The sequence below is a fragment of the Achromobacter sp. 2789STDY5608621 genome (genome assembly GCF_001299375.1).
Classification (GTDB): domain Bacteria; phylum Pseudomonadota; class Gammaproteobacteria; order Burkholderiales; family Burkholderiaceae_B; genus Achromobacter; species Achromobacter insuavis.
In genome coordinates, this window is sequence record NZ_CYTU01000050.1 from 1 (window position 1) to 13,916 (window position 13,916).

14 protein-coding genes are annotated in these 13,916 nt (G+C 67.8%); 2 read left to right on the forward strand and 12 right to left on the reverse strand.

Translation table 11 applies throughout. From position 1 onward, the window contains the following. Nucleotides 1-383: 383 nt before the first annotated feature. On the reverse strand, nt 384-1,034 hold the full coding sequence (locus tag AOZ53_RS28185) for a carbonic anhydrase (RefSeq protein WP_054490295.1): 651 nt from the start codon (nt 1,032-1,034) through the stop codon (nt 384-386). Nucleotides 1,035-1,198: 164 nt separating this feature from the next. Next, entirely contained in the window at nt 1,199-1,534 is a 336-nt protein-coding gene (locus AOZ53_RS28190; RefSeq protein WP_054429395.1) for an FxLYD domain-containing protein, read from the reverse strand. Between the two features lie 460 nt (nt 1,535-1,994). On the opposite strand from AOZ53_RS28190, the gene AOZ53_RS28195 reads away from it, so the two are divergent. Continuing rightward, entirely contained in the window at nt 1,995-2,366 is a 372-nt protein-coding gene (locus AOZ53_RS28195; protein ID WP_054429396.1) for a PsiF family protein, read from the forward strand. A gap of 85 nt (nt 2,367-2,451) precedes the next feature. Here the strand turns inward: AOZ53_RS28195 and AOZ53_RS28200 are convergent, their stop codons facing one another. Genes AOZ53_RS28200 through AOZ53_RS28225 form a run of 6 tightly spaced genes read right to left on the reverse strand, consistent with a single transcriptional unit; the run spans nt 2,452 to nt 6,299 of the window. Then, complete coding sequence (locus tag AOZ53_RS28200; RefSeq protein WP_054490297.1) at nt 2,452-3,492, reverse strand: cyclase family protein; 1,041 nt, start codon at nt 3,490-3,492, stop codon at nt 2,452-2,454. A gap of 3 nt (nt 3,493-3,495) precedes the next feature. Beyond that, nucleotides 3,496-4,275, reverse strand: a complete 780-nt coding sequence (gene pcaD / locus AOZ53_RS28205; RefSeq protein WP_054429398.1) for a 3-oxoadipate enol-lactonase — start codon at nt 4,273-4,275, stop codon at nt 3,496-3,498. A 55-nt stretch (nt 4,276-4,330) separates the two neighbouring features. Beyond that, complete coding sequence (locus tag AOZ53_RS28210; protein ID WP_054474835.1) at nt 4,331-4,627, reverse strand: YciI family protein; 297 nt, start codon at nt 4,625-4,627, stop codon at nt 4,331-4,333. Between the two features lie 12 nt (nt 4,628-4,639). Beyond that, on the reverse strand, nt 4,640-4,915 hold the full coding sequence (catC, locus tag AOZ53_RS28215) for a muconolactone Delta-isomerase (protein ID WP_054429400.1): 276 nt from the start codon (nt 4,913-4,915) through the stop codon (nt 4,640-4,642). A 53-nt stretch (nt 4,916-4,968) separates the two neighbouring features. Next, entirely contained in the window at nt 4,969-5,613 is a 645-nt protein-coding gene (locus tag AOZ53_RS28220; RefSeq protein WP_006391658.1) for a 3-oxoacid CoA-transferase subunit B, read from the reverse strand. Further along, nucleotides 5,610-6,299, reverse strand: a complete 690-nt coding sequence (locus AOZ53_RS28225; RefSeq protein ID WP_054490300.1) for a 3-oxoacid CoA-transferase subunit A — start codon at nt 6,297-6,299, stop codon at nt 5,610-5,612. Before AOZ53_RS28225 ends, AOZ53_RS28220 begins: the two co-directional genes overlap by 4 nt. Before the next feature lie 170 nt (nt 6,300-6,469). On the opposite strand from AOZ53_RS28225, the gene AOZ53_RS28230 reads away from it, so the two are divergent. Further along, nucleotides 6,470-7,252 (forward strand): IclR family transcriptional regulator, encoded by a 783-nt coding sequence (locus tag AOZ53_RS28230; RefSeq protein ID WP_054490302.1) that lies wholly within the window; start codon nt 6,470-6,472, stop codon nt 7,250-7,252. A gap of 50 nt (nt 7,253-7,302) precedes the next feature. Here the strand turns inward: AOZ53_RS28230 and AOZ53_RS28235 are convergent, their stop codons facing one another. From AOZ53_RS28235 to ppc, 4 genes are all read right to left on the reverse strand, one after another. Next, a complete protein-coding gene (locus AOZ53_RS28235) occupies nt 7,303-8,031 on the reverse strand; it encodes an SDR family NAD(P)-dependent oxidoreductase (protein ID WP_020926102.1) in 729 nt (242 codons plus the stop codon). 155 nt (nt 8,032-8,186) lie between these two features. Beyond that, entirely contained in the window at nt 8,187-9,527 is a 1,341-nt protein-coding gene (locus AOZ53_RS28240; RefSeq protein WP_054490305.1) for a short-chain fatty acid transporter, read from the reverse strand. A 182-nt stretch (nt 9,528-9,709) separates the two neighbouring features. Then, nucleotides 9,710-10,645 carry a 3-hydroxyacyl-CoA dehydrogenase family protein gene (locus AOZ53_RS28245; protein WP_054429404.1) on the reverse strand — a complete coding sequence of 312 codons (936 nt, stop codon included), beginning with the start codon at nt 10,643-10,645 and terminating at the stop codon, nt 9,710-9,712. Nucleotides 10,646-10,992: 347 nt separating this feature from the next. Beyond that, entirely contained in the window at nt 10,993-13,839 is a 2,847-nt protein-coding gene (ppc, locus tag AOZ53_RS28250; protein ID WP_054490307.1) for a phosphoenolpyruvate carboxylase, read from the reverse strand. Nucleotides 13,840-13,916: the final 77 nt, after the last annotated feature.

The window sequence follows — 13,916 nt, forward strand, 5'->3', positions numbered from 1 at the left end:
ACCTCGTCCGCCTTCGGCTCCCTACGGTTTCCCTCGGGCGCATCTACACGCCCCGCCATCCCCCGCCTGCCCCGTCACCCGCTCGCGATGAGACTTAACGGCCGTCGTTGGGGCGGGCTGGTTGCTTGGCGTTCTTGCCAACAATCGGGGGTGGGGGAGGGGCTTGCGGGGTCGCCAAAAGGCGGCCGCGCGGGCGGCCTTTTTTGGCGTTTGGGTGTCTGGCGTCGGAGGGATGACGCTGCGCGTTGGGGGTGAGGGGCGCGGGTGATGGTTCTGCGCTGGCGGCGGCGTTGCGGTGGCAATGACGTTGCGCCGGCGATCATGCGGTGCGCTTGGCGTGTGGCAGTGCACGCGGCGGCGGGGCCGCCGCGTTCGCGGAGCGATCAGCTGGGGAGGCCGGTTTCCAGGCAGGGGCTGAATTCGCCGGTGGCGGCGTCGCGCAGGAACAGGACGCCGGTGGCGACGCCGAAGTAGGTGCCGTGCAGTTCCAGTTCGCCGCTTTCGACGCGGCGGCGGATGGACGGGAAGGTCATCAGGTTCTTGAGGCTGTGGCCGATGACGGCGAGTTCGAGGCGCTTGAGGTTGGCGGCGCGGTCGTCGCCGCCGGGGCCGAGTTCGTCGGCGACGGGCGCGATCTGGGACATCCACTTGCCGATGAAGTCGCCCTTGGTCAGGGGCTTGGCGTCGTCGAAGAAGGCGCGGATGCCGCCGCAGGAGGCGTGGCCGAGGACGACGATGTGCTTGACGTTCAGGCCGTTGACCGCGAATTCGATGGCGGCGCTGGTGCCGTGGTACGAGGATTCGGAGTCGGGGTCACAGGGCGGGACCAGGTTGGCGACGTTGCGCACCACGAACATCTCGCCGGGGCCGGCGTCGAAGATGGCTTCGGGTGAGACGCGCGAGTCGCAGCAGCCGATGATCAGGATTTCCGGGCTTTGCCCAGTTTCGGCCAGTTTTTCGTAGCGGCTGCGTTCGGAGTGGAAGCGGCCGGCGAGAAAGGACTGATAGCCTTCGGTGAGTCTTTTGGGAAACATGATCTTTTCACTTCCTTGGTAACGAGGCCGGGCATGCCGGCGTGCCGGCAGACGCAACAAGGGGCTTCGTGTGGAAGCCCCTTTTGTCGAGTCGGCTGTGGAATTTTCCCACAATTGGGCTGACGCCGGCTTGACTAAACCCTATCCAGATAAGGGTTTTTCGCCTACCGAGCGCGTATGTCCAGGGCGGTGACCTTGGCGAATTGCAGCGGCGTGATGGCGCGGATCATCTTGATCTGGCCCGGCGCCAGCGGGCCGATGTCGTCGTCGCGCACGCGGCCGATCTCGCGGCCCTGGTCGTCGTAGAGAACGAAAGTCAGCATGACGTAGTTGACGGCGCGCGCCGACTGGTTGGCGAGCGAACCGGTGATGGTGGAGACGTTTTCGTTGGTGTCGCGGATGGCCTGGATGTTGCCCAGCGTGACGCCGTACAGGCTTTGCGCCTGCGCGCCACCGGTCAGGCCGGCCAGCAATGCGAGGAAGGCAAGGGCGGTTTTCATGACGGTCTCCTGTGGGGCCCGGCTACCGGGTTGCCTTCGCCGCGGTCTCTGGCGTCGCGTGTCGGGGGCATGCGTCTATCTCACACCTTTCCCGACCCGGGCACAACGGCCCAAAGGGATGAATGGGTAACAGGTTGCAGGGGATAGCCGCAGATTCCTCTGCGGATGCCACAAGTGCATCGGAATGTCTCCAACTTGCGGGCGTTTCAGGCGGTTTAGGCGGGATTTAGGCGCGGTGGCGCGGGGGGACGGCGTGCGGTTTTCGCGGGAAAAATGGCGGCCGCCGGAGCACCTTTCTATAAGCTGAATGATCGCGGCGGCGTTAGCATTTGTTGTCCTTTCGGCGCTTGCGAAGCGTGCGGCTTTGTCCGATGATGACCACGCCGGCAACTTGGCCGGCGGATCTTGCGGCCCGGGCGTGCGCCAGATTGGCGCCGACGGGCGATCAAGGGAGGAACTCATGCTATCCCGTACTAGCCAATTGGCTTCGGCCATCGTGTTGTCCGCCAGCTGCTTCGGCGCCGTCTACGCCCAGACGCCCGCCGCCACGCCCGCACCCGCCAAGACCCCCGCGCCCGCCGCCACGCCTGCCGCCAAGACGCCAACCCCGCAGCAGCAGCGCATGGCCGACTGCAACAAGTCGGCCGAAGGCAAGAAGGGCGATGATCGCAAGACGTACATGAGCGCCTGCCTGAAGGGCGAGGCGCCGCCGCCCGCCAAGCAGCTGACGCCGCAGCAGCAGAAGATGAAGGACTGCAACGCCAAGGCCGGCGAGCAGAAGCTGACCGGCGACAAGCGCAAGACCTTCATGAGCACCTGCCTGAAGGGCTGAACGCAGCGTTGAATCCGCGCCATTGAAAAGCGCCGGCCGTTGAACGGACCGGCGCTTTTTTCCGCGCGTCCCCAGCGGGGCGCGCCTACACCGTGGCGATCGGCGTGACCGGCGAACCGATCGCGTGCGGCAGTCGCAGCGGCGGCGCCGTCAGCATGAAGCGGTGGCGGCCGTTGGCCCGCAGCCACTCGGCCAGGTCCTTCAGGTACCACAGCTCGGCCAGAGGCAGGCCCAGCTTGAACAGGCAGTGGTGGTGCAGCGGCAGCATGGCGCGCGGGCCGGTCTTCTCGCGCGCGGGATAGGCTTCGACGGCGTAGTTGTCGGCGCAGATGGCGGCGATGCCGCTGTCGGTGATCCACTGCAGCAGCGCGGCGTCGGTGCCGTCGAGCGCGGCGCCGTAGGTGTGCAGCACCTCGGCGTCGGGCTTGCCGGCCATGGCGACCACGGCTTCGGCGTAGCCGGTGCGCAGCACCAGCATGTCGCCGGGCTCGATCTCGATGCCGTCCGTCTTCAGCACATGCTGGATCTCGGCGTGGCCGATCAGGGTGCGGCCGGGGCCGTAGTGGCGCGCCAGGTCCAGCAGCACGCCGCGGCCCTGCATGCCTTTCTGCGCCAGGTTCTCGACGCCGAGCTTCAGCGCGGCCGAGGGGCCGCCGCTGTTGCAGCCGCAGCCGGTGTGGTCGCCGTCGGCCGGGCCGATGACGTCGACGCCGGCCTGGTAGCCGTTGTAGTAGCGCAGCTCGGGCTTGCCGTCGCCGTCGGCGTCGAACAGCGCGCCGACGTGCGCCAGCGCGTCCCATTGCGTCGAGTACTGCATCGACAGCAGCACCTGGTCGTCGCTCAGCACGTCGACCGCGTCCGGGTTGACGTTGCGCAGCGGAAAGTTCAGGTAGGGCGTGTCGGCCAGCCGGGTCGGGCTCAACTGCGGCGGATGGCGCCGCGGGTTGAGCACGTTGCCGCCGGGCAGGTCCAGCGGCAGCGACAGGCAGAAGGTCTTGCCGGCGCGGATTTCACGCGCGCCTTTCAGGACCTGCTCTTCGGTGATGAGATTGAGGCGGCCGAGTTGGTCGTCGGGTCCGAAGTCGCCCCAGTTGGAGCCTTCGGGCCGATGGGTCCAGCGCTGCATGGCTTACTCCGCGAGGAAGTCGACCACCGCGCGGGTGAAGGCTTCCGGTTGTTCCCAGTTGGAGATGTGGGAGGTGTTCAGTTCGAGGTAGCGCGCGCCGTTGATGGCGCCGGCCAGTTCCTGGCCCTGCGCGGGCGTGGCGGCCAGGTCGTGGGTGCTGCTGATGACCAGCGTCGGCGCCTTGATGGCCGACACCTGTTCGCGGAAATCGGCGTCGCGCAGCGCGGCGCAGTTGCCCGAGTAGCCGGCGTCGGAGGTGCGGCGCAGCATGTCGACCAGCACCTGCGACAGGCCCGGCTCGGCGGCGCGGTAGCCGTCGGTGAGCCAGCGCTCGACCAGGGTCGGGGCCATCTTTTCCAGCGTCTGTTCGGCCACGGCGGCGATGCGGGCGCTCCAGCCTTCGGCCGAGCCGATGCGCGCGGCGGTGTTGCACAGGATCAGCTTGCCGATCAGCTCGGGCCGGTTCAGCGCCAGCCACAGGCCGGTGGGGCCGCCCATCGACAGGCCGCAGAAGTGGGCGCGTTCGATGCCCAGGTGCGCCAGCAGTTCGGCGACGTCGTTGCCCAGCTGCGCGAAGCTGTATTCGCCGTCGGGGATCGAGGATTTGCCGTGGCCGCGGGTGTCGTAGCGCAGCACGCGGAAGTGCTTGCTCAGCGCGGGAACCTGGCGCGCCCACATGTCGGCGTTGGTGCCCAGCGAATTGGAGAGCACCAGCACCGGCGCGTCGGCGGGGCCATCGATGACGTAGAACAGCCGTGCCTGGCTGAGATCGGCGTAAGACATGCGGAAAATCCTCGGGGAATGAAAGCGCGGCCACCCGGAGGCGGCCGCGTGGCGATTACAGGTGGCAGGTGCCGTCGATGTAGGCCTTGCGCCAGCGCGTGATGGTCACGCGCTGGAACAGCTGCGCCTGGGCGAAGGGATCGGCGTCGATGAACTGCTGCGCGGCCTCGCGCGTGTCCAGGTCGACGATGTACAGGCCGCCGCCCAGGTCCTTGCCGTCATCCTGCAGCTTGGCGCCGCAGGCCAGCAGCAGGTGCTTGTTGGCGTCCAGGTATTCCAGGTGCGCGGCGCGATGCTGCTGGCGCACGGCCTGGTGGTCGGGCTTGTCGAAGGTTTCGATGATGTAGGGCATGGGCGGCTCCGTTCAGATCGCCGAGGGATGGCGCGCCAGCGCCGTCACCTGGATGTCCATGTAGGGGAACAGCGGCAGCGACGACAGCAGCGTGTGCAGCTCGTCGTTGTCCTGCACGTCGAAGATGCTGACGTTGGCGTAGCGGCCGACGACGCGCCACAGGCTCTTCCACTTGCCGTCGCGTTGCAGCTGCTGCGCCAGGGCCTTTTCGTCGGCCTTGAGCTTGTCGGCTTGGGCCGCCGGCATGTCGACGGGCAGATTGACCTGCATTTGAACCATGAACAACATGATGGGTGTCTCCAGGAAATCGGCCCCGGCGTTGCCGGGGCGCGGGGGAAGGATCAGTTGGAAAACTTCAGCGGCAGGCCGGTCAGGCGCAGCAGCTCGTCGGCGGTGGTTTCGCCGAACATGTCGATCACCGTGACGCCGTCGGCGCGGATGTCGAACACGGCCACGTCGGTGTACACGCGCGACACGCAGCGCACGCCGGTCAGCGGATAGGTGCAGACGTCGACCAGCTTGCTCTGGCCTTCACGGGTCTGCAGCTCCATCATGACGAAGACGTCCTTGGCGCCGATGGCCAGGTCCATCGCGCCGCCCACGGCGGGGATGGCGTCGGGCGCGCCGGTGTGCCAGTTGGCCAGGTCGCCGTGCTGCGACACCTGGAAGGCGCCCAGCACGCAGATGTCCAGGTGGCCGCCGCGCATCATCGCGAACGAGTCGGCGTGATGGAAGAACGAGCAGCCGGGCAGTTCGGTGACGGGCTGCTTGCCGGCGTTGATGAGGTCGTAGTCTTCCTCGCCCTTGGCCGGCGCCGGGCCCATGCCCAGCATGCCGTTCTCGGTGTGCAGGATGACTTCGCGGTCGGCCGGCAGGTGGTTGGCCACCAGCGTCGGCAGGCCGATGCCGAGGTTGACGTAGGCGCCTTCAGGAATGTCCTGGGCGACGCGGGCGGCGATCTGGTCGCGGGTCAGTTTGGTGCTCATTGCTGCTCCTTGGCGGCCTGGGCGGCGTCGATCTGCACGACGCGCTGCACGAAGATGCCGGGGGTGATGACGGTTTCCGGATCGAGGGCGCCCAGTTCGACGACTTCACGCACCTGCGCCACGGCCACGCGCGCGGCGCTGGCCATGATGGGGCCGAAGTTGCGGGCGGTCTTGCGGTACACCAGGTTGCCCCAGCGGTCGCCGCGCTCGGCCTTGATGAGCGCGTAGTCGGCGTGCAACGGATATTCCAGCACGTACTGGCGGCCGTTGATCTCGCGGGTTTCCTTGCCGTCGGCCAGCGGGGTGCCGTAACCGGTGGGCGAGAAGAACGCGCCGATGCCGGCGCCGGCGGCGCGGATGCGCTCGGCCAGGTTGCCCTGGGGCACCAGTTCGAGCTCGATCTTGCCGCTGCGGTACAGGCCGTCGAAGATCTGCGAGTCCACCTGGCGCGGGAACGAGCAGATGATCTTGCGCACGCGGTTGGCGCCCAGCAGGGCGGCCAGGCCGGTGGTGCCGTTGCCGGCGTTGTTGTTGATGATGACCAGATCCTTGGCGCCTTGCTCGAGCAGGGCGTCGATCAGTTCCATGGGCTGGCCGGCGGTGCCGAAGCCGCCGATCATGACGGTGGCGCCGTCCGGGACGTCGGCGAGGGCGGCCGCCGCGCTTGCAACAAGCTTAGAAATCATGGTGTTCGCTCATAGGTGGCGTGTCATAATTTGTTCTTAATTAGAACTTTCGTTCTTCTGAAGAACATCGTTTCATGGGGATAGTCGACCGTCAAGGCAAGCCGGTGCGGTGCGATCCTCCCCGTTTCAGGGTTGCCGGCAGCGGCAACGTTTTTTCTCGCGGTAGACGGATGGCCGAGCAAGCAACCCAGCAACCCAGCGACAGCTACGTTCAATCTTTTGCGCGCGGCCTGTCCGTGATCCGGGCGTTCGGCCCGGATCGTTCCCAGATGACGCTGTCCGAGGTCGCGGCCGTGACCGGCCTGACCCGCGCCGGCGCGCGCCGCATCCTGCTGACGCTGGAGCACCTGGGCTACGTCACGGTCGAGGACCGCAAGTTCGCGCTGACCCCGCGCATCCTCGAACTGGGCTACGCCTACCTGTCGGGCACGCCGCTGTGGAACCTGGCGCTGCCCTACATGGAAGAAGTGGCCGAGCTGACACGCGAGTCGTGCTCGGTGTCGGTGCTGGAAGGCGCCGACATCGTCTACATTCTGCGGCTGTCGACGCACAAGGTCATGACCATCAACCTGGCCGTGGGCAGCCGCCTGCCGGCCTGGGTGACGTCGATGGGCCGCGTGCTGCTGGCGGGCCTGCCCGCGGCCGAACTGGACCGGGTGCTGGCGATGAGCCAGATCCAGGCCTACACCAAGGACACCGTGACCGACATCGGCGCGCTCAAGGCCATCCTGGCCGGCGTGCGCGCCGACGGCTATGCCTGCGTGGCGCAGGAACTGGAGCCGGGCCTGCAGTCCGTGGCGGTGCCGTTCGTCGACCGCAGCGGCCGGGTGATCGCCGCGATGAACGTCAGCGGCCATGCCAACCGCTTCTCGCGCGAGGAGATGCTGGCGACCTTCCTGCCGCCGCTGCGCCGCGCCGCCGACCAGATCAACCACGCGCTGCTGCGCCGCTAGGCGGCGCCGAAGGGCGTGGGCTGAAAAATGGTCGGCCATCGCGGCGGGCCTCAGATGGGGGCGACGCCCAGCGTCGTGCCGCCGCACACATACAGCATCTGGCCGGTGACGAAGCCGTTGTCGGGCGACAGGAAGAACATGGCGGCGCGCGCCACGTCCTCGGGCGTGCCCAGGCGCTTGACCACGATGCTGTTGATGATGCGCTCGGTCTGCGGCGCGCCGGCCGGATTGCTCTTGGTGAACAGGTCGGTGGCGATGGGGCCCGGGCCGATGGCGTTGACGGTGATGCCGTCGCCGCCCAGTTCCATGGCCAGCGTGCGCGTCAGCCCGACCAGGCCGGCCTTGGTGGCCGAATAGACCACGCGGTCCGGCTTGCCCAGCGCGGCGCGCGACGACATGTTGACGATGCGGCCGAAGCCGGCCGCGCGCATCGCCGGCAACGCGGCCTGCACCAGGATCAGCGCGGTGCGCAGATGCAGGTTGACCACGTAGTCCAGGTCGGCCAGCGTGGCCGTGTCGGCGGTGCCGGGACGCGTGGCGCCGGCGTTGTTGACCAGGCCGACGATGTCGTAGGCCGCGGTCACTTCCGCGGCCACTGCCTTGGTGCGCGCCTCGTCGGTCAGGTCGGCCTGGTACGACACCAGCCCCGCCGGCGGATGCTCGGGCAGGCGGTAGTCGATGTTGACGACTTTGTGCCCGGCATCCAGCAGCATGCGGATGATGGCGGCGCCGATCCCGGCGCTGCCGCCGGTCACCAGGTACGCGGTAGGTTTGCTCATCTCAGCTCCCAATTCAGTTCTCAATCGCGACGTCCTCAAGAACACCGCCTCTCAACATTCCATCTGCCTCCCCATCGAGGACACCGCCAGATCCGGCTCTGCCGGTCTGCAGGTGTCGCCCCCTGGGGGGCGCGCGCAAGCGCGTACGGGGGGGCTTAATGCGTCAGATAGCCCCATGCCAGCACGGCGGTGATGTGGATCACGCCGACCCACAGCATCATGATGACCGTGTAGCCCATCACGTCGCGCAGCTTGAGCTTGGACAGCGCCAGCGCCGGCAGGATCCAGAAAGGTTGCACCAGATCGTTCCAGGCGTTGCCCAGCATCACGGCCATGGTGGTCTGGTTGAGCGCGCTGCCGATTTCGCGGGCGGCGTCGATCATGAACGGGCCCTGGATGACCCAGTGGCCGCCGGCCGAGGGCGCGAAGAAGTTGATGACGAACGAGCTGATCAGGCCCCAGAACGGCAGCGTGGCCGGCGTGGCGACGTCGACGAAGACCTTGGAGATGGTGGTCACCAGGCCCGAGGCGGCCATGATGGCCATGATGCCGGCGTAGAACGGATATTGCAGGATGATCCCGGAGATCGTCTTGATGCCTTCGGTCAGCTTGGCCACGTAGGCGGCCGGCGTGCCCAGCAGGATGATGCCCAGGAACAGGATGATGAAGTTGATCAGGTTCAGGTCGAGCGAGCCGCCGTCCATGAAGTGGAAGACGACGTAGGCCACGCCCAGCGCGCCGATCAGCAGGCTGAGGATGCGGCTGTTGTTCAGCTTGGAGGCCAGCGTGCCCTTTTCCAGCATGTCCTCGGCCGCGTTGGACGCGTTGGCGTCGCGGTCGATGGCCGGGTCCACTTCGACGATCTTTTCGCCTTTCTTCGGATGCAGCCAGGCGTTCAGCAGCGGCAGCGTCACGATGATCACCAGGCTGGTGATCAGCATCGGCACCGAGAAGATGGTTTCCGTCAGCGGAATGGTGCCCATCTGCTTGGCGGTGGGGTGGCCAGGCGTGGCCACCAGCACCGGGATGCTGGCCGACAGGCCCAGGCCGTACATGGTGAAGCCGCTGTAGGCCGCGGCGATGATCAGCGGGTAGTGCACGCCCTTGACCTTGAGCGCCAGCTTCTTGGCGACGATGCCGCCGATGACCAGGCCGAAGCCCCAGTTCAGGTAGCTGCCGATGCCGCCGACCAGCGTGGCGACGATGATGGCGGTGTGCGGCTTGTGCACGTGGCTGACGATGCGGTTGAGCAGGCGGTCGGTCAGCGGCGCGGTGGCCAGCACGTAGCCCATGGCCAGGATCACGGCCATCTGGGTGGTGAAGGCCAGCAGGCTCCAGAAGCCCTTGCCCCAGGCGCGGGTCACGTCGCCGATGCCCTGGCCTTCGATGCCCATGGCCAGCAGTACGGTGAGCAAGGTCAGCGCGATCGCGAAGACAAAGGGATCGGGCAGATACTTGCGCATCAGCTCAGTGAAAAAAGATGCCAATTTATTCATGGTGCCTCCTACGAACTCCGGTAAGGCGTATTGCTCTTGTGTCTTGCGCCGCCGTGCGCCGGATAAGGGCGCGAAGCGGATGGGACGGTCGGTTTCTTTGCGTGGTTGGGCTCGTGGCCCGCTGGCGCGTCGGACGGATCGCCGCGCGCCTTATGGTGTAGGGTTTCGGTGTTGCGGCGGCGTCAGGAATCGCCGGCCTTGGCGTTGAGCCACGCGGCCAGCTCGCCCAGCGCCGCGCTCTTCTCGCGCAGCACCTGTTCGCGGCGCTCGGGGCTCCAGGTATAGAACCCCTGGCCGCTCTTGGCGCCGAGCTGGCCGTTCTCGACCTTGCTCTTGAGCAGGTCGGACGGCTCGGTGCGGTTTTCCAGGTCTTTGTAGAGATAGCTGGCGATGGCGTAGTGGACGTCAATGCCGTTCATGTCGCGCTGTTCCAGCGGACCGGACAGCGCCAGGCGGATGCCCAGGCTCCACTTGACCACTTCGTCGATGTCTTCGGCGCTGGCCACGCCCTTTTCCAGCAGCGAGATGGCCTCGCGCGCCAGGGCGTGCTGGATGCGGTTGGCGATGAAGCCGGGGATGTCCTGGCGCACCAGCACCGGGCGCTTGCCGCCCAGGCGCAGCGTCGCCATGACGCGCGCCACGGTGTCTTCCGAGGTGGCGTCGTTGCGCACCACTTCGACCAGCGGGATGACGTCGGCGGGGGTGAAGAAGTGCGTGCCGACGAAGCGGTCGCGGCGCGCGACAGCACTGGCGATGGCGTTGATCGACAGGCCCGAGGTGTTGGTGGCGAAGATCGCTTCGGGCTTGCACAGCGCGTCGAGCTGGGCGAACAGGCCGCGCTTGAGTTCCAGGTTCTCGGGCACCGCCTCGATGACGAGGTCACAGGCCGCCGCCGCGTCCAGGCCGGGCGCCATGCGGATGCGTTGCATCACGGCGTCGACCTGGCCGGGGGCGTAGACGTTCAATTGGCGTTCGATGACGGCGCGGGCGCGATCCAGGGCGCCGTCCATCGGATCAACCAGGACCACGTCCAATCCCTTCGAGGCGAAGAGCGCGGCGATGCCGCTGCCCATGGCGCCGGCGCCGATGACGGCCAGATTCTGCAGGGGAGTATCCATGAGGGTTCGCTTGCCTTACGGGGCGCGCGCGGCGGGCGGCACAGGCGGAACCAGGGAACTGCGATCTGTCTCTTCCGTCGGTGTCTTCCTGTGCGCGGGCCAGAAAAATCGTTGTGTTCTATATACGAACATTTGTGCGTATATAGAATTTCTGACGAAGATAGTACTAAAAGTTGCCGGGGGTGGACAAATGGCCGTTTTGGGGCGTTCGTCAGGTGGACAGTGTGGAACGCGCGCAAGGCCGCCTGCCGAGGCCGCGTCGCGTTCTGCATGGAGGGTCGAATCGATGGAATGGGGCAAAGCGCGCGCCGGAGCGCGAGGCCCCGGCGCGGCGTTACCCTTTTGCCTTACCCCGAATTGCGCAACCCGGCGGCGATGCCGTTGATGGTCAGGTGGATCGCGCGTTGCACGCGTTCATCGGCCTCGGCGGCGGGCGACTTCTGCGCCGCGCGGTGGCGGCGGATCAGGTCGACCTGCAGGTAGTTGAGCGGGTCGATGTAGGCGAAGCGCTCGCGCAGCGAAGCCTGCAGCGACGGGTTGTCGGCCAGCAGCTCGCGCCGCGTCAGCAGCTTGAGCATGGCCAGGGTGCGGCCATGCTCGGCGCTGATCATGCCGAAGATCTTCTCGCGCAGCGCGCGTTGCGGCACCAGTTGCGCGTAGCGCGCGGCGATGGCCAGGTCGGACTTGGCCAGCACCATCTCCATGTTGGACAGCAGCGTGCGGAAGGCCGGCCAGTCCCGCGCCATCTCGCGCAGCTGGGCCAGGCGGCCGCGCTGCGAGCGCGGCGCCCCCGGCGCGCCGGCTTCCAGGTAGGCCTCGATGGCCGACCCCATGCCGTACCAGCCGGTCAGCATCAGGCGGCACTGGGCCCAGGAGAAACCCCACGGAATGGCGCGCAGGTCTTCGATGCGCTGGCCCTTCTTGCGCGAGGCCGGGCGCGAGCCGATGTTCAGGCCGGCGATCTCGGCGATCGGGGTGGCGGCGAAGAAGTATTCGGCGAAGCGCGGCGTGTCGTAGACCAGGCCGCGGTAGCTGCGCTGCGCGGTCTCGGACATGAACGACATGGCCGGGCCATGATGCGCCATGTGCGCGTCTTCCGCGCTGGTGGCCTCGGCGCGCTGCGCCAGGCTGGATTCGAGCGTGGCGGCGACCAGCAGCTCCAGGTGCCAGCGGCCGACCTCGGCATCCTTGTACTTGCTCTGGATGACCTCGCCCTGTTCGGTCAGGCGGATCTGGCCGGCCACGGTGCCGGGCGGCTGCGCCAGGATGGCGTCGAAGCTGGAACCGCCGCCGCGGCCGACCGAGCCGCCGCGGCCATGGAACAGGCGCAGCCGCACGTGGCGGCTGGAGAACACGTCGACCAGCGCGCGTTCGGCCTGGTAGAGCGACCAGTTGGAGGTCAGGAAGCCGCCATCCTTGTTGCTGTCGGAATAGCCCAGCATGACTTCCTGGGCGCCGTTCTGCGCCCGCTTCACGCGTTCGCGGATCTCGGGCAGATCGAGCCAGGCGGCCATGATGTCGGCGCCGCGCTGCAGGTCGGGGATGGTCTCGAACAGCGGCACCACCATCAGGCCGTCTTCCGGCGCGATCTCCTGGCCGGCGGGCGCGATCAGGCCCGCTTCCTTCTGCAGCACCATCACTTCCAGCAGGTCGCTTAGGGTCTCGGTGTGCGAGACGATGGTCTGGCGCACGGCCTGCTTGCCGTAGCGCATGCGGCCGGCGGCGGCGGCGCGCAGCACCGCCAGTTCGCGCGTGGTGTCCTCGCTGTAGGCGATCCAGGGCGAGGCCAGCGGCCGCGCCTGCGCCAGTTCGGCGCGCAACAGGGCCACGCGCGCGTCCTCGTCCAGCGCCAGGTAGTCCAGCGGCTGGCCCTCGTGGGTGGCGCCGGCGCGGCTGAACAGTTCGGCCAGCGCGCGCTCGTGCACGTCGGAACTCTGGCGCAGGTCGACCGTGGCGAGGTGAAAGCCGAACACTTCGACCGCCTGCTGCAGGCCGGCCAGGCGCAGCTTGCCGATCGGCGCGCCATGGTGCGCGGCCAGCGACGCGGCGATGACGGCCAGGTCGGCCGACAATTCCTGCGGCGTGTCGTAGGGCTGGGCCGCGACGGTGCTGCGGCGGGCCAGGTTCTGGCCGGTCAGGCGCAGCGCGGTGGCGGCCAGGCGCGCATAGACGCCGACCAGCGCGCGCCGGTAGGGCTCGTCGCTGCGATGCGGCGAGTCGTCGCCGCTGTGTTCGGCCAGCGCCAGCAGCGCCGGGTCGACCGCGATCAGCAGCGTGGTGATGGACAGCTCGGCGCCGAGCGCATGCACTTCCTGCAGGTAGTGCTCGAACAGCACGGTGGCCTGGCGCAGCAGGGCGCGCTCCAGCGTGCCGGCGTCGACGTTCGGGTTGCCGTCGCGGTCGCCGCCGATCCAGCTGCCCATGCGCAGGAACGGCTCGAGCGGCGGGGGCGGGGCAACGAAGGGCTTGGCGTCGCGATTGAGCAGCTTGGACAGGTCGCCGTAGACGCGCGGGATGACCTGCAGGAAGGTGCTGCGGTAGTACGACAGCGCGTTCTCGATCTCGTCGGCCACCGTCAGGCGGGTGTAGCGCAGCATGCGCGTCTGCCACAGCGTGGCCACGCGGCCGAGCAGCGCGGCATCGAGTTCGGTCAGTTCCTCCGGCGTCAGCGGCTGGTCGCGCTGGGCCAGCGCGGCGGCGATCTCGCGATGCACGTCCAGCGTGCTCTTGCGCTGCACTTCGGTGGGGTGGGCGGTCAGCACCGGCATGACGCAGGCGTCGGCCAGCAGGCGGCGGATGCGCGCCGGCGTCACGCCATGGCGGCCCAGGGCCTGCACCGCGTCGCGCAGGCTGCCGCGCGCGGGCGCATCGCCGGCCAGGGCGCGGGCGCGCTGGCTGCGGTTCTGGTCGCGGTCCTCGGCGATGTTCGACAGGTGCAGGAAGTAGCTGAAGGCGCGCGCCACCGAGTTGGGGTCGCTGCCCTGCAGGTGCTTGACGCGCTGCTCCAGCAGCTTGCCGTCGGCGGCGTTGCCTTCGCGGCGGAACTTGACGGCGGTGCGGCGCAGGGTCTCGATGGTGTCGAAGACGCGTTTGCCTTCGCATTCGGCGATGACTTCGCCCAGCATTCGGCCTAACAGCCGGATATCGTGACGCAAGGGTTCTGCGGAGTCGGACTGCGGGCGGCTGGCATTCATCGGGCGGGGGATCCGTCGGGCTGCTGGGAAAGGGAGGGTGGGGTGATGCGCGCTGCTGGTAAACCGTGAACGAGAAC